This is a genomic window from Streptomyces sp. SID5785, assembly GCF_009870065.1.
GTDB lineage: Bacteria > Actinomycetota > Actinomycetes > Streptomycetales > Streptomycetaceae > Streptomyces.
Map to the genome: position 1 here is coordinate 1 of NZ_WWIA01000650.1, position 17,148 is coordinate 17,148.

At 71.1% G+C, this 17,148-nt stretch carries 15 protein-coding genes and 1 tRNA gene; 6 read left to right on the forward strand and 10 right to left on the reverse strand.

The genetic code is table 11. The features are described from left to right. The first annotated feature begins 276 nt into the window (after window positions 1-276). Both GTW43_RS21270 and GTW43_RS21275 read left to right on the forward strand, forming a co-directional pair. Entirely contained in the window at window positions 277-1,497 is a 1,221-nt protein-coding gene (locus tag GTW43_RS21270) for an acetyl-CoA C-acetyltransferase (protein ID WP_161303612.1), read from the forward strand. A 263-nt stretch (window positions 1,498-1,760) separates the two neighbouring features. After that, window positions 1,761-2,567, forward strand: a complete 807-nt coding sequence (locus GTW43_RS21275; protein WP_161303625.1) for a hypothetical protein — start codon at window positions 1,761-1,763, stop codon at window positions 2,565-2,567. A gap of 67 nt (window positions 2,568-2,634) precedes the next feature. Here the strand turns inward: GTW43_RS21275 and GTW43_RS21280 are convergent, their stop codons facing one another. Continuing rightward, window positions 2,635-2,946 (reverse strand): hypothetical protein, encoded by a 312-nt coding sequence (locus GTW43_RS21280; RefSeq protein ID WP_161303613.1) that lies wholly within the window; start codon window positions 2,944-2,946, stop codon window positions 2,635-2,637. An 87-nt stretch (window positions 2,947-3,033) separates the two neighbouring features. On the opposite strand from GTW43_RS21280, the gene GTW43_RS21285 reads away from it, so the two are divergent. Next, window positions 3,034-3,264: a DUF4287 domain-containing protein gene (locus GTW43_RS21285; protein ID WP_161303614.1), complete on the forward strand. Its 231-nt coding sequence runs from the start codon at window positions 3,034-3,036 to the stop codon at window positions 3,262-3,264. Window positions 3,265-3,368: 104 nt separating this feature from the next. Here the strand turns inward: GTW43_RS21285 and GTW43_RS21290 are convergent, their stop codons facing one another. Next, window positions 3,369-4,262: a Bax inhibitor-1/YccA family protein gene (locus tag GTW43_RS21290; protein ID WP_161303615.1), complete on the reverse strand. Its 894-nt coding sequence runs from the start codon at window positions 4,260-4,262 to the stop codon at window positions 3,369-3,371. 149 nt (window positions 4,263-4,411) lie between these two features. Next, window positions 4,412-5,659 carry an MFS transporter gene (locus tag GTW43_RS21295; protein WP_237536728.1) on the reverse strand — a complete coding sequence of 416 codons (1,248 nt, stop codon included), beginning with the start codon at window positions 5,657-5,659 and terminating at the stop codon, window positions 4,412-4,414. A gap of 62 nt (window positions 5,660-5,721) precedes the next feature. On the opposite strand from GTW43_RS21295, the gene GTW43_RS21300 reads away from it, so the two are divergent. Next, window positions 5,722-6,114, forward strand: coding sequence for a MerR family transcriptional regulator (locus GTW43_RS21300; protein ID WP_161303616.1), 393 nt, complete (start codon window positions 5,722-5,724; stop codon window positions 6,112-6,114). 36 nt (window positions 6,115-6,150) lie between these two features. Here GTW43_RS21300 and GTW43_RS21305 read toward each other — a convergent pair. Next, window positions 6,151-6,234 (reverse strand) — tRNA-Leu (locus GTW43_RS21305). Window positions 6,235-6,653: 419 nt separating this feature from the next. Between GTW43_RS21305 and GTW43_RS21310 the strand changes: the two genes are divergently transcribed. Then, window positions 6,654-7,424 carry an ABC transporter ATP-binding protein gene (locus GTW43_RS21310; protein WP_161303617.1) on the forward strand — a complete coding sequence of 257 codons (771 nt, stop codon included), beginning with the start codon at window positions 6,654-6,656 and terminating at the stop codon, window positions 7,422-7,424. Between the two features lie 57 nt (window positions 7,425-7,481). After that, window positions 7,482-10,013 (forward strand): ABC transporter permease, encoded by a 2,532-nt coding sequence (locus GTW43_RS21315; RefSeq protein ID WP_161303618.1) that lies wholly within the window; start codon window positions 7,482-7,484, stop codon window positions 10,011-10,013. Between the two features lie 88 nt (window positions 10,014-10,101). On the opposite strand, the gene GTW43_RS21320 is transcribed toward GTW43_RS21315, so the two are convergent. The 6 genes from GTW43_RS21320 to eno all read right to left on the reverse strand — a co-directional run bounded on the left by GTW43_RS21320 (window position 10,102) and on the right by eno (window position 16,895). Beyond that, a complete protein-coding gene (locus tag GTW43_RS21320; protein ID WP_161303619.1) occupies window positions 10,102-11,400 on the reverse strand; it encodes a cyclopropane-fatty-acyl-phospholipid synthase family protein in 1,299 nt (432 codons plus the stop codon). A gap of 212 nt (window positions 11,401-11,612) precedes the next feature. Continuing rightward, window positions 11,613-13,031 (reverse strand): NAD(P)/FAD-dependent oxidoreductase, encoded by a 1,419-nt coding sequence (locus GTW43_RS21325; RefSeq protein ID WP_161303620.1) that lies wholly within the window; start codon window positions 13,029-13,031, stop codon window positions 11,613-11,615. Window positions 13,032-13,458: 427 nt separating this feature from the next. Beyond that, window positions 13,459-14,403, reverse strand: coding sequence for a Ppx/GppA phosphatase family protein (locus tag GTW43_RS21330; protein ID WP_161303621.1), 945 nt, complete (start codon window positions 14,401-14,403; stop codon window positions 13,459-13,461). Then, window positions 14,400-14,939, reverse strand: a complete 540-nt coding sequence (locus GTW43_RS21335; RefSeq protein ID WP_161303622.1) for a DUF501 domain-containing protein — start codon at window positions 14,937-14,939, stop codon at window positions 14,400-14,402. Before GTW43_RS21335 ends, GTW43_RS21330 begins: the two co-directional genes overlap by 4 nt. Before the next feature lie 80 nt (window positions 14,940-15,019). Next, window positions 15,020-15,517 carry a septum formation initiator family protein gene (locus GTW43_RS21340; protein ID WP_161303623.1) on the reverse strand — a complete coding sequence of 166 codons (498 nt, stop codon included), beginning with the start codon at window positions 15,515-15,517 and terminating at the stop codon, window positions 15,020-15,022. Window positions 15,518-15,614: 97 nt separating this feature from the next. After that, window positions 15,615-16,895, reverse strand: a complete 1,281-nt coding sequence (gene eno, locus GTW43_RS21345) for a phosphopyruvate hydratase (RefSeq protein ID WP_343246077.1) — start codon at window positions 16,893-16,895, stop codon at window positions 15,615-15,617. Between the last annotated feature and the right edge of the window lie 253 nt (window positions 16,896-17,148).

The following is a 17,148-nucleotide window of genomic DNA, read 5'->3' on the forward strand; positions in this document are numbered from 1 at the left end:
CAAGCCCCTCCGGCGATTGAGGAGCGGGGTCCCGGGGCGGAGCCCCGTGGGGGTGCGCCCGGCCCCGGCCGACCATGCATCCGTACGCCGGCCCCAGACACCCCCACCACCAGACCCCGGGCCCCCATAAGCCCCGCCCCACCGGCGGAGCCCTGAGCAAGCGCTTAGAAAAATGCGGCAGGAGTCACACGGCCAGCCCGATGACCCGGGCTGTACGTACAGGTAACTTCCCAGACGGTCCCGCCTGAAAAGGTCAACGAACCCTCTGGAGCCGTGATGCCCGAAGCAGTGATCGTCTCAGCCGCCCGCTCCCCCATCGGCCGCGCCTTCAAGGGCTCTCTGAAGGACCTGCGTCCGGACGACCTGACCGCCACGATCATCCAGGCCGCCCTCGCGAAGGTCCCCGAGCTGGACCCGCACGACATCGACGACCTCATGCTCGGCTGCGGCCTGCCCGGCGGCGAGCAGGGCAACAACCTGGGCCGCATCGTGGCCGTCCAGATGGGCATGGACCACCTCCCGGGCTGCACCGTCACCCGTTACTGCTCCAGCTCCCTCCAGACGACCCGCATGGCGCTGCACGCGATCAAGGCGGGCGAGGGCGACGTCTTCATCTCGGCCGGCGTCGAGATGGTGTCCCGCTTCGCGAAGGGCAACTCGGACTCGCTGCCGGACACGCGCAACCCGTTCTTCGCCGAGGCCGAGGCCCGCACCGCCCAGGTCGCGACCCAGGAGAACACCACCTGGCACGACCCGCGCGAGGACGGCCTGGTCCCGGACGCGTACATCGCGATGGGCCAGACCGCCGAGAACCTGGCCCGCCTGAAGGGCATCACCCGCGAGGACATGGACGCCTTCGGTGTCCGCTCGCAGAACCGCGCCGAGGAAGCCATCAAGAACGGCTTCTGGGAGCGCGAGATCACCCCGGTCACGACCCCCGACGGCACGGTCGTGTCGAAGGACGACGGCCCGCGCGCGGGCGTCACCCTGGAGGGCGTCGCGGGCCTCAAGCCCGTCTTCCGCCCCGACGGCCTGGTCACGGCCGGCAACTGCTGCCCGCTGAACGACGGCGCCGCCGCCCTCGTGATCATGTCCGACACGAAGGCCCGCGAGCTGGGCCTGACCCCGCTCGCCCGCGTCGTCTCGACCGGCGTCTCCGGCCTGTCCCCCGAGATCATGGGCCTGGGCCCGGTGGAGGCCAGCAAGCAGGCCCTCGCGCGCGCGGGTCTGGGCGTCGGCGACATCGACCTGTTCGAGATCAACGAGGCGTTCGCCGCGCAGGTCATCCCGTCCGCCCGCGACCTGGGCATCGACGAGGACAAGCTGAACGTGAACGGCGGCGCCATCGCGGTCGGCCACCCCTTCGGCATGACCGGCGCCCGCATCACCGGCACGCTGATCAACAGCCTCCAGTTCCACGACAAGCAGTTCGGTCTGGAGACCATGTGCGTCGGCGGCGGCCAGGGCATGGCGATGGTCGTCGAGCGTCTGAGCTGACGCGTCCGCCCCGTCCTTCCCGGCCGGCGGGCCGGGAGGGGCTGCGGAATCGTGATCCAATCTCCCCCAGGATGTGACGTGCATCTCGGGGGAGATTGTTTGCGCAGGTCAGCCCCGTTCCCAGGCCCTATGGGGGCTAAACATCCGGACAAAAGACCTGTCCCTTTCGTGACGTAATGCACTGACAGGCGGTTCGTCGAGGCTTCAAGCTGATGTAGTAAGTCGGGGGTCGACCTTTAACCGGGAGTACGTCAGTGAGCGCCATCCCCTTTGCCCTGCTGCTCGCCTCGGCCGCTGCCACGGCCGTCGGCGCCACCACCCTGCACAGCGTGCGGGGCCTGCGCCGGCAGATCGCGGACCTCCGGGACGAGCTGGCCCGAGGCCGTGCCGCGAGCACCCGCACCGGTGTCCCGTCGGCACGCACGAACCCGGACACCGAGGCGATACGCACCGCCGTCGCCGACGCCCTCGCCGAGGAGCGGGAGCGCGAGCTGGCGGAGGCGCGCGCCTTCTGGGCCGCGCAGGAGGCCCGTGACACGTCCGACCTGCCGCCGTTCCTGACCGGCGGCGCCGCCCTGGGCGACGAGCTGTACCTGCCCCGGCAGGCCGACTTCGCCGGTCTCGAGCCGGTCGTCGAGCCCGCCCTGGAGCCGGTCGAGCCGGCCCTGGAGCCCGAGGACGAGTTCTCCGGGGAGTCTGCCGAGCTGGCCGCCGCCCGGCGCCGGCACCCCTCGCACCCCGACTTCGTGCCCGTGCAGTCGCCCGTCTCCGGGGACCACGAGCGCACCGTGGCCTGTCTGGAGGACCTGGCGCAGGCGCGCACGGCCCTGTCCGACGTCCGCCCGGGCCCGCTGGGCACCCTCGACGTCTACGTCTTCGCCGACGGCACCACGCTCTGCATGACCCCGGGCCACCGCGAGACCGCGGAGCAGCTGGCCGAGGCGCTGCGCGAGGGCCGCACCCCGTTCCTGCTCGGCGGTTCCGGCGTCTCCGGCGCCTACGCGCTCACCTTCGAGTGCGGCCCCGACAGCGTCTACATCCTCGCGGACCGCGTCATAGCCTCGGCCTGACCCGGCCTGACCTGAGCTGATCCGATCCGACCTGATCCGACCCGACCCGACTGAGCGGCGCCGCGGCCTAGACCCCGGCCCGCTTCATCGCCGCCGCCACCAGGTCCACCGCCTCGGCGACCTCCCGCTCCGTGCCGAGCACGACCGCCAGGTCCCGCCCCGCGACAGTCACCTGGTCCGCCGCCGCGAACATCCCGGCGTCCGGCATCTCCCGCGCCGGGTCTGCCGCACCTTCGAGCCGCTGGGCCCACCCGGAGAGCTCTCTGGCCAGCCCCAGCGCCTCCGCGGCCGCCCCCCGCTGCAACCGGCTCTGCGGCGCGGCCCGCAGCCGGTCGGCGAACTGATCCACTGCTGAGGTCAACGGCGTCGTATCAAGCACGCGGCGACTGTAGCTGTTTACAAGCCCGCGGCGCTCGGGCACGGTGGCGTGAAGACCCGGCCACATCGAAGCGTTCCGGAGGCGCCGATGTCCCAAGTCTTCTCCGAGGAGACCCACCGCAATCTGCTCGCCCGCATCCCCCACTGCACCGGTCGTGACATCGCCGCCTGGCTGCGCACCGTAGAAGAGGGCCCGTCCTGCCTTCCCTTCGAGGAGAAGGTCAGCTGGCTGCGCGGGGAGCACGATCTCGCGTACGGCCACGCCAAGGCGATCGTCCACGAGTACGACCTGCGGCGCGCCGCACGCCGTTTCGGCTGACGCCCGCACCGCTCACACCCGCTCACACACGAGGGCCCGCGCACCGTCCGGTGCGCGGGCCCTCGGCACGCGGCAGGACCGTCCGGGGACGGTCACGCCGTGCGTCAGTCGTTGCCCTGAAGGATCGCGATCAGGCGCAGGAACTCCATGTAGATCCAGACCAGCGTCATGGTCAGGCCGAACGCGGCGAGCCACGCCTCGTCCTTGGGCGCGCCGTACGCGATGCCGTCCTCGACCTGCTTGAAGTCCAGGGCCAGGAAGCACGCGCCGAGCAGGATGCCGACGATGCCGAACAGGATGCCGAGACCGCCGCTGCGGAAGCCGAGGCCGTCACCGCCGCCGAACACGGCGAACAGCAGGTTGACCGCCATCAGCAGGACGAAGCCCATCGCCGCGGCCATCACGAAGCCGTAGAAGCGGCGGTTGACCCGGATCCAGCCCGCCTTGTAGGCGATCAGGACGGCGGCGAAGACCGACATCGTGCCGATCACGGCCTGCATGGCCGCGCCGTCCGCGATGCGGTTGTCCACGACGCTGGAGACGACGCCCAGGAAGACGCCCTCCAGTGCCGCGTAGGCCAGGATGAGCGGCGGGGACGCCTTGCGCTTGAAGGCCTGGACGAAGCCCAGGACCATCGCGACGAGTCCGGCGCCGATCGCGATGCCGTAGGACTTGCCGATGTGCGCGTCGTCGACCGGCAGCAGCGCCCAGGCGAGCGCGGCGGTGACGATCAGCGTGCCGAGCGTGGTCGCCGTACGCAGGACGACGTCGTCCATCGTCATACGGCCGGTGGTGGCGGGCGCCTGCGGAGCGCCGTACTGCAGGTCCTGCTGGGCGTAGGGGTTCTGCGCGTACGGGTTGCCGGCCGGGGCCTGGGTGTACGGGCTGGTCTGCGTCCCGACGGCGGGGCCCCCGGCCTGCGGCTGCGCGTCGAAGCGCGCGTAGCCGTTGTCGCGGCTGAACCCCCGTCGCGAGAAGACCGGGTTGCTGCTCCTCATCTCACTCCTCCATGGCCACCGTGTATGGCCTTGCCACAAGAGTAATAGCCTGGCAAAGATCTGGCCCTAGTGCCCAGGGAGGATCTTTCCCGTTCTGCCATGAGGAACGCTGCGGAGCACCCCTGTGTTCCCCACCCCGGGACAGAGCGTCACGGGGCGGCGGGGCGGAGGTCACGCCTGCAGAGCCTCAGGACCACGATGCCGGCGGGGGCGGTGAGGATCATCAGCGCGCCGCAGCCGACGAGGACGGCGGGTGCGCTGGTCCGGTCGAGGAGGAAGCCTCCGAGGGCGGCTCCGAGGGGAGAGGCGGTCAGGAGGACGGCGCTGCGCGCGGCCAGAACCGTGGTGAGGGAGTCGGCGGGTGCGCGGTCCTGGATCAGAGTGAGGGAGAGCGCGGAGTAGGGGCCGTAGACGAGCCCCGCGAAGGCGAATCCGATCAGGGACGGGACGGCGCTGTCCGTGAGGGCGAAGGGGAGCATCCCCACGCCGTGCCCCGCGATGATGCCGAGCATGGCCGGCCACAGGGGAAGCCGTTCGGCCGCGGCCCCGGCGAGGGCGCCGACGACGGCTCCGACACCGAAAGCGGCCCAGTAGGCGCCGAGCAGCCCGGCGCCGGCCGCGAGGTCGTCGGAGACGAACAGAGGGAGCGCCACTTCGACGGGGCCGAACGCGAGGTTGAACACCCAGGTCACGAGGAGCAGGCCGAACAGTTCCGGTCGGCGGCGCAGGAGGCTCAGCCCGCGCCGGGTGCCGCCGGTCACCGGGGGCGCCGGTGTCCGGGGCAGTCTGGTGCGGCCGGTCCGGAGCGCGAGCACGGCGAACGTGGCGGCGTCCAGGCCGATGATCCACGCCGGGGATGCCACTCCCACGAGAAGACCCGCGAGGGCGGGCCCCGCGACGGTCGCGGTCCAGAGGCTGGTGCTGATCACGCTGTTGGCCGCCAGGCGCTGGTCCTCAGGGAGCAGAGGGGCGAAGAGCGCGTGCTTTCCGGCCTTGCCCCAGGCGTGCAGCAGGGAGGAGGCGCCCAGGAGCCCGACGTACACGGCGGGGGTGAGCAGCCCCGCCGCATGGGCGAGCGGGACCGCCCCCAGCAGGACGGCCCGTAGCGTGGAGTCGGTGACCAGGAGCCGCCGCGCGGGCAGTCGGCGCATCCACCGGCCCAGAGCGGGAGCTCCCAGCGCGCCGGGCAGGACGTAGGCGGCGACGGCGATGCCCGCCAGCGTGCCGTGACCGCCGTCCGGGCCCAGGGCGAGCGCGAGCCACGCGACCGCGACGACGGTCATGCCGTCCCCGAGGTCGGACAGCGCGAAGACCGGCATCAGCCGCCGAAAGGTGCGGTCGGCGAACAGCGAACGGTAGGGGCCGGGCAGGAGACGTCCCGGTGCGGCTGAGAACATGCAGGTCACCGTCGTGCTTCAAGCATGCTTGAAGTCAAGGCCGGACCGGGGAGGGAGCGGGCATGCGGTATCTGCCCATCGGCGAGCTCGCGGAGAAGGCCCATGTGCGCGCTTCGGCGCTGCGCTACTGGGAGGAGCGCGGTCTGCTGCCCGGCGCGCGCCGCGAGGGCGGGCGTCGGGTCTGGCCCGCCACGGCCCTGCGCCGGGTCGCCCTGATCAGGATGGCGCAGCGGGCGGGCTTCACCCTCGCCGAGATCACGCAACTGCTTGCCGACGACACCACGCCGTCCGCAACGCGGCAGTGGCGGGACATGGCCACGCGCAAGCTGCCCGAACTCGATCGGCACATCGCGCAGACCCGGGCCCTGCGGCAGGCCGTTGCGGACTGCCTGGAGTGCGGCTGCATGAAATTCGATCAGTGCGTCCTGCTCGACACCCCGGACGTGGCGCCCTGACCGCGCCCGCGCAGCGAGGGAATCAAAGAGGGAAGGTGCCCGGAACCGGACTTGAACCGGTACGCCCGCGAAGGGGCAGCGAGGTTTAAGCTCGCCGTGTCTGCATTCCACCATCCGGGCAGGCTGTGCGGCGTCGCGTCGACCGTCCGAGCCTATCCGGCGCCCTCCCCCGCTCCGGGGCCCGCCGGCGCGATGTTGTCTTATTTTATTGAGGTCTGAGGGTGCATCAGCCGCCGTCAGGCGCCATATGCACGTGCCACGTGCTCTTCCCGGCGCGGGGGCCGTCCACGTGGATTGACGGAATTTCACCTCAGCGGCACCGTCCGGCGCACCCGGCCCCGTCTCCCGCGCCCTCCGCGCCGTGCCGCCCGGCCCTCTCCTCAGGGTCGCAGGTCATCCCCAGGTATGACTCCCGGCCGCCCGGTCCGACCCGAGTCGCCCCCGGGAACGGGAACTGCGGCTGACTCCAGGGCCCCGATCGGCGGGAACGATGGAGCTGTCCCCCTCAGTCAGTACCCGTCCGACAGGAGCACCCCGCCGTGACCACCACCTCCCTCGCCGGCCCGACCGTCACCGCGGCCGCCCGGGCCACGGATCTGAGCAAGATCTACGGACAGGGCGAGACCCAGGTGGTCGCGCTCGACCGGGTCTCCGTCGAGTTCCGGCAGGCCGAGTTCACCGCGATCATGGGCCCCTCGGGCTCCGGCAAGTCCACGCTGATGCACTGCGTGGCCGGCCTCGACACGTTCTCCTCCGGATCGGTCCGGATCGGCGACACGGAGCTGGGCTCGCTCAAGGACAAGCAGCTCACGAAGTTGCGGCGGGACAAGATCGGCTTCATCTTCCAGGCGTTCAACCTGCTGCCCACCCTGACCGCCCTGGAGAACATCACGCTCCCCATGGACATCGCGGGCCGCAAGCCCGACAAGCAGTGGGTGGAGAACGTGATCCAGATGGTGGGCCTGTCCGGGCGCCTCGGGCACCGGCCCGCGCAGCTCTCCGGCGGCCAGCAGCAGCGCGTCGCCGTGGCCCGCGCCCTCGCCTCCCAGCCGGACATCATCTTCGGCGACGAGCCCACCGGAAACCTCGACTCGCGCTCCGGCGCCGAGGTCCTCGGCTTCCTGCGCAACTCGGTGCGTGAGCTCGGCCAGACCGTCGTCATGGTCACCCACGACCCCGTCGCCGCCGCCTACGCGGACCGCGTCGTCTTCCTGGCCGACGGCCGCATCGTCGACGAGATGCACGCCCCGACCGCCGACTCGGTCCTGGACCGCATGAAGCGCTTCGACGCCAAGGGCCGCACCAGCTGAGCACCGGCGATCCGCGCCCCTCACACGTTCCCGCCGAACCAGGACTGACCTGAAACCATGTTCCGTACAGCCCTGCGCAACGTCTTCGCGCACAAGGCCCGGCTGCTGATGACCGTGCTCGCCGTCATGCTCGGCGTCGCCTTCGTCTCCGGCACCCTCGTCTTCACCAACACCATCTCCGGCGCTCTGGAGAAGTCCTCCGCCAAGGGCTTCGACCACGTCGACGTCGCGCTCGCCCCGGGTTACACGGAGAGCAAGGGCGACAAGGTCGGCAAGGACGTCGAGCTCACCGACGCCACCCTGAAGAAGGCGGGCTCGGTGTCCGGCGCCGCGTCCGCGTACGGCGTGGTCAGCGGGTACGCGGCCGTCGCCGGCCAGGACGGCGAGCTCGTCGGCAACGGCTTCTCCACCAAGGGCGGCAACTACGCGGGCACCGACGACCCCCGCTACCCCTTCAGGAACGGCAAGGCCCCGCACGGCGCGAACCAGGTGGCGCTCGACGCCAAGACCGCCGAGCGCGCCGGCTACCGGGTCGGCGACCAGGTCCGGATGTCCGTCGACGGGCCCGTCCTCACCCCGACCCTGACCGGCATCTTCACCACCGACGACGGCAACGTCGCGGCGGGCGGCTCGCTCGCCCTGTTCGACACGAAGACGGCGCAGCAGCTGTTCCACAAGCCGGGCGCCTACGACGAGATCGACGTCACCGCCGCCGCGGGCACCTCCCAGGACACCCTGAAGAAGAACCTCGACGAGGCGCTCGGCACCCACGACGTCGAGACCACGACCGGACAGCAGCTCGCCGACGACCAGGCGAAGTCGATCTCCACGTCGATGAGCTCGATGAAGACGATGCTGCTGATCTTCGCGGGCATCGCGCTGTTCGTCGGCATCTTCATCATCGCCAACACCTTCACGATGCTGGTCGCCCAGCGCACGAAGGAGCTGGCCCTGATGCGCGCGGTCGGCGCCTCGCGCCGCCAGGTGACGCGCTCGGTGCTGCTCGAGGCGTTCCTCGTGGGCGCCGTCGCCGCGGTCACCGGCCTCGCGGTCGGCATCGGCATCGGCGCGGGCATGCGCTCCCTGATGAACTCCTCGGGCGCGATCATCCCGGACGGCCCGCTGGTCGTCTCCTCGGGCACGGTCGTCTCGGCGCTCGTCGTCGGCATCCTGATCACGATGCTGGCCGCCTGGCTGCCGGGCCGCCGCGCCGCGAAGATCCCGCCGGTCGCCGCGATGAACGCGGTGCACGCCGCCCCGACCGCGAAGTCGCTGGTCCTGCGCAACACGCTGGGCGCGCTCGTCTCGGCCGCCGGTGTCACCGGGGTGCTCGCCGCGACGACCATGAGCGGCGACTCGGGCCAGCTGCCCATGGGCGCGGGCGCCGGGCTCCTCGTCATCGGCGTCTTCATCCTGACGCCGCTCCTGTCCCGCCCGCTGATCGCGGCGGCCGCCCCGGTGCTGCGCGTGTTCGGCATCTCCGGCAAGCTGGCCCGGCTGAACTCGGTGCGCAACCCGCGCCGCACCGCCGCGACCGCCTCGGCCCTGATGATCGGGCTCACCCTGATCACCGGTCTGACGGTCATCGCGGGCAGCGTCCAGAGCGCGATCGACAAGATGGCGGCCGACTCCCTCAAGGCCGACTACGTCGTCTCCATGGCGAACGGCAACTACCTGTCGCCCGACGTCCTGAAGACCCTCGACACGACGGACGGCGTGACCGCGACCAGCGGTCTGTCGAACTCGCCGTCCCGGATCGGCGGCAGCACCGAGTACCTGACCGGGGTGAACGGCGCCACGATCGGCAAGCTCGCGGAACTGCCCGTGGACAGCGGCACGTTCACGGTCGGCGGCACCGACGTGGTCGTCGACGACGACACGGCGAAGGACCACGGCTGGAAGGCCGGCTCCGTGTTCACCGCCTCCTACGAGGACGGCAGGAAGCAGCGTCTGACGGTCGCGGGTGTCTACGAGGGCAACGAGATGATCCGCGGCATCATGCTCGACGCCGCGACGCTGAACCCGCACATCACCGACGGCGCGTCCGACATGCAGGTGATGGTGAAGACGGCGGGCGGCGCCTCCGACGCCGCCAAGGACAAGCTGACCCGGGCCCTCGGCGAGAACCCGGCGATCAAGGTCCAGGACCGCAAGGACATCTCCAACGAGATCGCCCAGATGTTCACGCTGATGCTGAACATGCTCTACGGCCTGCTCGCCATGGCGGTCGTCGTGGCTGTGCTCGGCGTCATCAACACGCTGGCCATGTCGGTCTTCGAGCGTCAGCAGGAGATCGGGATGCTCCGCGCGATCGGCATCGACCGCAAGGGCATCAAGCGCATGGTGCGGCTCGAGTCGCTGGTGATCTCGCTGTTCGGCGGCGTGCTCGGCCTCGGTCTCGGTGTCTTCTTCGGCTGGGCGGCCGGTCAGCTGATCGGCAACAGCATGTCGACGTACGAGCTGATCCTGCCCTGGGGCCGGATGGGCCTGTTCCTGGCGCTCGCCGCGGTGGTCGGCATCCTGGCGGCCCTGTGGCCGGCCCGCCGCGCCGCCCGGCTGAACATGCTGGCGGCCATCAAGGCCGAGTGACCACGGCCCGTCGCGGCCGTGGAGGCCGTAGGACGACGGAGAGGGGGCGGCGCCCGGTGACCGGGCGCCGCCCCCTCTCCGTCGGGCCCTAGTTCCAGGTGCGGGCCCGCAGCGGCATGGCGGAGCCGCCGCTCGCGGGGGTCTTGACCGCGAGGATCTGGTTGACCCCGATGCGGTTGCGCTCGAAGCTCAGGGCGGAGGCCGCCATGTAGAGCCGCCAGATGCGGGCGCGGCCGGGGCTGACCAGCTTCAGGGCCTCGGCCCAGCGGGCCTCCAGGTTGCGCACCCACTGGCGCAGCGTCAGGGCGTAGTGCTCGCGGATCGCCTCGACGTCACGTACCTCGAAGCCGGCCCGCTCCAGGAGCCCCGCGGTGGTCCCGACGGGCGCGAGCTCCCCGTCGGGGAACACGTACGCGTCGATGAACTCGTCGACCTCGTACGCCGATTCGTCCTGCTGCGGGCGCCGGGCGATCTGGTGGTTGAGCAGCCGGCCGCCGGGCTTGAGGAGCGCGTGCAGGTCCTCGGCGTACTCGAGGTAGCGCTCGGCGCCGACGTGCTCGGCCATCCCGATGGACGAGATCGCGTGGTACGGGCCGTCGCGCACGTCGCGGTAGTCCTGGACGCGGATCTCGACGCGGTCGGTGAGGCCCTCGTCGGCGACGCGCTTGCGGGCGAAGGCGGCCTGCTCCTGGGAGAGGGTGACGCCGACGACGGTGACGCCGTGCTCGCGGGCCGCGTGGATCGCCATCGAGCCCCAGCCGCAGCCGACGTCGAGCAGCCGCATCCCCGGCCGGAGGCCGAGCTTGCGGGAGACGAGCTCCAGCTTGTCGTGCTGGGCCGCTTCCAGGCCGGCCTCCGGGGACTCCCAGTACGCGCAGGAGTAGACCATGGAGGGGCCGAGGACGAGCGCGTAGAAGTCGTTGCCGACGTCGTAGTGGTGGCTGATGGCCTGCTTGTCGCTGCCCTTGGTGTGCAGGTGGAGGCGGCCCTTGCGGCGCATCTCCTCGGCGGGCGGCGCAGGCGGCAGGAACGGTCCTGCAAGCTTGGCGAGCTCCGCGGCGGCGGAGCGCACCGCGGGGTCCTTCAGTGCCTCGGCGAGGCTGCGGCGCTCGTCGTCGGGGCGCTCCCAGATCAGCGCGGCGACGGCATCGAGCGTCTCGTAGAGATCGCCCTCGACATCGAGGTCACCGGCCACCCAGGCGCGGGCGAGCCCCAGCTCGCCCGGCTTCCACAGCAGGCGGCGCAGGGCGCGGCGGTGGCGTACGACGAGGACGGGGGCGCCCGGAGGGCCCGCCTCCGAGCCGTCCCAGGCGCGCAGCCGCACCGGGAGTTCGGCGCCGAAGAGCTGTTCGGCGATGTTCTTCAGCCGCTGTGCGGCGTCCTGCATGGCGCACACCTCCGTGAAGCGGGGTTCCCGGGACGGTCCAACACCTACGTAAACACCGACTACCCGCCCGCGCAGTCCCGTTGCCGCGTCACGGAAGAGCAAAATACATGTAGCCGCCACGCACAGGGGCGGGCGCCGGGTCCGGGAACGCCGAAGGGGCCGTCCGCACCACGGATGGCGGACGACCCCTTCGGGCGTGAACTACCGGCAGGTCAGGAGGCCTTGGCCTTCTCCTCGACCTTCTTCTCGACCTTCTCCTCGGTCTTCGCCTCGGCCTTGGCGGGAGCCGGGGCCGGCTTGGCGGCCTCGTAGAACTCCTCGCGCGGGGTCTCGAGGGCGCCCAGGGCGGTGATGTCGCGCTTCTGGAACATGTTGATCGTCCACTCGGCGATCACCCGGACCTTGCGGTTCCAGGTCGGCATGGCCAGACCGTGGTAGCCACGGTGCATGTACCAGGCGAGACGGCCCTTGAGCTTGATCTTCATCTTGCCCATGACGATCATCGCGACGCCCTTGTGGAGGCCGAGGCCCGCCACCGCACCCTTGTTGGAGTGCTTGTAGTCGCCCTGCGGGAAGCCCCGCATGCCGGAGACCACGTTGTCACCGAGGACCTTGGCCTGACGCATGGCGTGCTGGGCGTTCGGCGGGCACCAGGCGCGCTCGGCCGGCGTGCCGTTCTTGATGGCGACGAGGTCCGGCACCTGGGCGTTGTCGCCCGCGGCCCAGATGTAGTCGCTGCCCTGGACCTGGAGGGTCGACTGGGTGTCGACGTGGCCGCGCGGGCCGAGCGGGAGACCGAAGCGGGCGAGCGCCGGGTTCGGCTTCACACCGGCGGTCCACACGATCGTGTTGGCGTCGACCTCGAGGCCGTTGCTCAGCACGACGTGGCCGTCGACGCAGGAGGGCATGGTGGTCTTCAGGTAGACCTCGATGCCGCGGGACTCCAGGTGCTTGCGGCCGTAGGTGCCCAGCTCGGGACCGACCTCGGGCAGCACCTTGTCGGCGGCGTCGACGAGCACGAAGCGCATGTCCTCGCGCTTCACGTTCTTGTAGAACTTGGCCGCGTCGCGCGCCAGGTCCTCGACCTCACCGATCGTCTCGGCGCCCGCGAAGCCACCGCCGACGAAGACGAAGGTGAGCGCCTTGCGGCGGATCTCCTCGTCCGTCGTGGACTCGGCCTTGTCGAGCTGCTCGAGCACGTGGTTGCGCAGGCCGATGGCCTCCTCGACGCCCTTCATGCCGATGCCCTGCTCGGCGAGGCCGGGGGTCGGGAAGGTGCGGGAGACGGCGCCGAGCGCGATCACCAGGTAGTCGAAGGGCACCTCGTACGCCTCGCCGACGAGCGGCGAGACCGCGGCGACCTTGCGGTCCTGGTCGATGCTGGTCACGCGGCCGGTGAGAATCTCGGCACCCGGCACAGCGCGTCGCAGCGGCACGACGACGTTGCGCGGCGAGATGCTGCCGGCGGCGGTCTCGGGGAGGAAGGGCTGGTACGTCATGTACGAGCGCGGGTCGACGACCGTGACGGTCGCTTCCGCGTAACGCATCTTCTTGAGGATGCGACGCGCTGCGTACAGGCCTACGTACCCACCCCCGACAATGAGGATCCTGGGACGCTCCGTGGTGCTCATGCCATCGAGTATCCACCCGACTGGAGGGGGTCGCTCGTGCGCCCCTTCACAAGGTTGGGTGGGGGCTCTGCTACACTGCGCCGCCCACGTGACCCATGTCATGGGACACGAAGGGAACCACCGCGTACCGCCGGTCGTTGCTCACCCCCTTTGAACAGCCACGGTGAGCTTCCGGGAGCGGTGGACCACTGGCCTTCCGAGCCCGCGCGAGTCCCCCGTGCACCACCGTGCACCCGGCCCGCCAGAGCCCTTCGGGCACCACGGGCGGGCCAAAGGGCCTCGACTTGCGCTCGACAGGGCCGAATTCCTTGTGAAGAACTTCACGAACTTTCCCGACGGGGTGTCGTCGGGGCGTGTCGCGCCGCTCGTCCGAGCGCTCGGACGGGGCCGCACGGCCTCAGCCGAGCGGCCCACGCCAGGGGTCGCGTCACGCCAGCGACCAGGCGATTCCGTCCAGAATGTCGTGTTCGGAGACGACCACCTCGCGGGCCCCGGTCCACTCCATGATCAACCGCAGGACGAGCGCGCCCGACGCGATGACGTCGACCCGGCCGGGGTGGATGACCGGCTTCAGAGCGCGCTGGTCGTGCGTCGAGGCCAGCAGCCAGTCGGTCAGCTCCGCGACCCGGTCGAAGGAGATCCGCGCGTGGTGGATCGCCGCCGAGTCGTACTCCTCCAGGCCGAGCGCCAGCGCCGCCACCGTCGTCACCGAACCGGCCAGGCCCACCAGCGTGCGGGCGGCCGTGATCGGCACCGTCTGCGTCACCAGGTCCAGCGCCTCGAAGACGTCCCGGCGGATCGCCTCGATCCGCTCCGGCGCCGGCGGATCCGACACCGTGCCGTCCTCGGCCACGAGATGACGCTCGGTCATCCGCACGCAGCCGACGTCGACGGACCGGGCCGCGAGCACGGCGTCGTCGCCCACGACGAACTCGGTGGAGCCGCCGCCGATGTCCACGACCAGGTACGGCCTGTCCAGGTCCGCGCGGCCCGTCAGCTCCTTCGTGGCCCCCGTGAAGGAGAGCTGCGCCTCCTCGTCGCCCGTGACGACCTCGGGCTCGACGCCCAGGATGTCCAGGACGCCCCGGACGAACTCGTCCCGGTTCTCCGCGTCGCGCGACGCGGAGGTCGCGACGAAGCGGATCTTCTCCGCGCCGTGCTCCCGGATGATCCCGGCGTACTCGCGGCAGGCGGCGAAGGTCCGCTCCAGGGCCTCCGGCGCGAGCCGGCCGGTGCGGTCGACCCCCTGGCCCAGCCGCACGATCGTCATCCGGCGGTCCAGGTCGACGATCTCGCCCGTCTCCGGGTCCGCGTCCGCGACCAGCAGCCTGATCGAGTTCGTACCGCAGTCGACGGCGGCGACCCGGGTCACTTGGCGTCCTCCCGCTCCGCGCCGCACGGCGCCACGCACGGGCCCTTGCGCCACCACTCGGGCAGCATCGCGAGGGCCTCGTCGCCCAGCGGGTTCACGCCCGGGCCCGCGACCAGGGAGTGCCCCACGAGCACGTGCAGGCACTTCACGCGGTCCGGCATGCCGCCCGCGCTCGGGAAGCCCTCCAGGACCTCGATGGCGTCACGGCGCGCGAGGTAGTCCTCGTGCGCGGCGCGGTACTGCTCCGCGAGCTCGGGGTCCGTCTTCAGCCGCTCCGTCATCTCCTTCATCACGCCGTTGGCCTCGAGGGTGCCGATGGCGGACGCGGCACGCGGACACGTCAGGTAGTACGTCGTGGGGAACGGCGTGCCGTCCTCCAGGCGCGGGGCCGTCTCGACCACGTCCGGGTTGCCGCAGGGGCAGCGGTGCGCGATGGCCCGCAGCCCGCGCGGCGGGCGGCCCAGCTGCTCCTGGAACGCGTGGATGTCGGCGTCCGTGGGCACGGTGGGCTCGGTCTGCGGCGGAGGCGTTTCCATGACTGTGTCTGCGTGTCTTTCGTGTACGGGGATGCGGGTACGGGGGTGCGGCCGGGAGCAGGGCCGGGGGCGGCGGGCGGTCAGCGGTCGGCGCGGTCGGCCTTGTCGACGCCGTCCCACACGTTCGAGTACCAGGGCCGGTCGGCCTCGCCCTCCTGGGCGCGGCCGGCGGAGGACGCGTGCGGGTCCGGCACGATGTAACCGGTCTCGCCCGGCATCACCATGTGCAGCCGCTCCCGGATGCGCTGCTCGGCATAGGCGTCGTCCTGCCAGCGGGCCTTCTCGTCGCGCAGCCGGTCCACCCGCTCCTTCGCGTCCTGCTGGGTGCGCTGGAGGTCGGCGATCTCGCCGCGCTGGGACACGTACTGCCTTATCGGGTACGCGAGTGCGACGACCAGGGTGCACAGGACGAGCGCGAGCAGCGCCGCGCGGCCGGTGAGGCGGGAGCGGCGGGCCTGCCGCCTGTTCTGCGAGCGGTAGACGCGCTCGGCGGTCTGCTCACCGAGCGCCCGCAGCCGGGTCGCCGTGGAGAAGCGGGCCGAGTCGAACTGGCCCCTGCTGCGGAGCTTTCCCGGCATCGGATCTCCCGCCTCCCCATCGCCTCACGTGCGTACGTCCCCGCACACGGTACGGGACCGAGTGCGGGGACGTACGGAACTGCCGCGTCGGCGGCGGTCAGCCCTTGAAGCGCGGGAACGCGCTGCGGCCGGCGTACACCGCGGCGTCGTCGAGGATCTCCTCGATGCGCAGCAGCTGGTTGTACTTGGCGACGCGCTCGGAGCGGGCCGGGGCGCCGGTCTTGATCTGGCCGCAGTTGGTGGCGACGGCGAGGTCGGCGATGGTGACGTCCTCGGTCTCGCCGGAGCGGTGCGACATCATGCACTTGAAGCCGCTGCGCTGGGCGAGCTCGACGGCGTCCAGGGTCTCGGTCAGCGAACCGATCTGGTTCACCTTGACGAGCAGGGCGTTCGCCGAGTTCTCCTCGATGCCGCGGGCCAGGCGCTCGGGGTTGGTGACGAACAGGTCGTCGCCGACGAGCTGGACCTTGTCACCGAGCTTCTCGGTGATGACGTTCCAGCCGGCCCAGTCGTCCTCGTACAGCGGGTCCTCGATGGAGACGAGCGGGTACGCGGAGACGAGCTCCTCGTAGTACTCCGTCATCTCGGCGGCGGAGCGCTCCTTGCCCTCGAAGAGGTACTTGCCGTCCTTGTAGAACTCGGAGGCGGCGACGTCGAGCGCGAGGGCGACCTGCTGGCCGGGGACGTAGCCGGCCTCCTTGATCGCCTCGAGGATCAGGTCGAGGGCCTCGCGGTTCGAGCCCAGGTTCGGGGCGAAGCCGCCCTCGTCGCCCAGGCCGGTGGCCAGGCCCTTGCTCTTCAGGACCTTCTTGAGGGTGTGGTAGACCTCGGTGCCCCAGCGCAGCGCCTCGGAGAAGGACTCCGCGCCGATCGGGGCGATCATGAACTCCTGGATGTCCACGTTGGAGTCGGCGTGCGAGCCGCCGTTCAGGATGTTCATCATCGGGACGGGCAGCAGGTGCGCGTTCGGGCCGCCGAGGTAGCGGAACAGCGGCAGGTCGCTGGCCTCGGAGGCGGCGTGCGCGACGGCGAGCGAGACGCCCAGGATCGCGTTGGCGCCGAGCGAGCCCTTGTTGTCCGTGGCGTCCAGGTCGAACATGGCCTGGTCGATCAGGCGCTGCTCGGTGGCGTCGTAGCCGACGAGCTCCGGGCCGATCTGCTCGATGACGGCGAGGACGGCCTTCTCGACACCCTTGCCCTGGTAGCGGTTCGGGTCACCGTCACGGAGTTCGATGGCCTCGAAGGCACCCGTGGAGGCGCCGGACGGGACAGCAGCACGGCCGGTGCTGCCGTCGTCGAGGCCGACCTCGACCTCGACCGTGGGGTTGCCTCGGGAGTCCAGGATTTCCCGGGCTACGACGACGTCGATGGACGGCACGAGCATCTCCTTCTGGGATGTGACGCGATGGCGCGGGGCCGCGGTGCGCGGTTCCGCATGGCTTGAGCCTAACCGCCTCCGGGGCATCGGCCAGCCGACTGCCCGTCTCTTGGACTCTGCCGTGAGCGAAATGTTCCTGTCCGGAACAAATACCGCCGGTGGTTCGCGGGTGAACGGCCCGTCGGGGTCCCACCGGTCCCGTCGCGGACCGCGGGCCCGGCGGGGGCTGGTCGCGCAGTTCCCCGCGCCCCTG

Excerpts from the sequence above, each read along its gene's own strand:
- GTW43_RS21270 (WP_161303612.1), top strand. The coding sequence starts at position 277 with ATGCCCGAAGCAGTGATCGTCTCAGCCGCCCGCTCCCCCATCGGCCGC.
- GTW43_RS21285 (WP_161303614.1), top strand. The coding sequence starts at position 3,034 with ATGTCCCAAGTCTTCTCCGAGGAGACCCACCGCAATCTGCTCGCCCGC.
- GTW43_RS21290 (WP_161303615.1), bottom strand. The coding sequence starts at position 4,262 with ATGAGGAGCAGCAACCCGGTCTTCTCGCGACGGGGGTTCAGCCGCGAC.
- GTW43_RS21295 (WP_237536728.1), bottom strand. The coding sequence starts at position 5,659 with ATGTTCTCAGCCGCACCGGGACGTCTCCTGCCCGGCCCCTACCGTTCG.
- GTW43_RS21300 (WP_161303616.1), top strand. The coding sequence starts at position 5,722 with ATGCGGTATCTGCCCATCGGCGAGCTCGCGGAGAAGGCCCATGTGCGC.
- GTW43_RS21315 (WP_161303618.1), top strand. The coding sequence starts at position 7,482 with ATGTTCCGTACAGCCCTGCGCAACGTCTTCGCGCACAAGGCCCGGCTG.
- GTW43_RS21320 (WP_161303619.1), bottom strand. The coding sequence starts at position 11,400 with ATGCAGGACGCCGCACAGCGGCTGAAGAACATCGCCGAACAGCTCTTC.
- GTW43_RS21325 (WP_161303620.1), bottom strand. The coding sequence starts at position 13,031 with ATGAGCACCACGGAGCGTCCCAGGATCCTCATTGTCGGGGGTGGGTAC.
- GTW43_RS21335 (WP_161303622.1), bottom strand. The coding sequence starts at position 14,939 with ATGGAAACGCCTCCGCCGCAGACCGAGCCCACCGTGCCCACGGACGCC.
- GTW43_RS21340 (WP_161303623.1), bottom strand. The coding sequence starts at position 15,517 with ATGCCGGGAAAGCTCCGCAGCAGGGGCCAGTTCGACTCGGCCCGCTTC.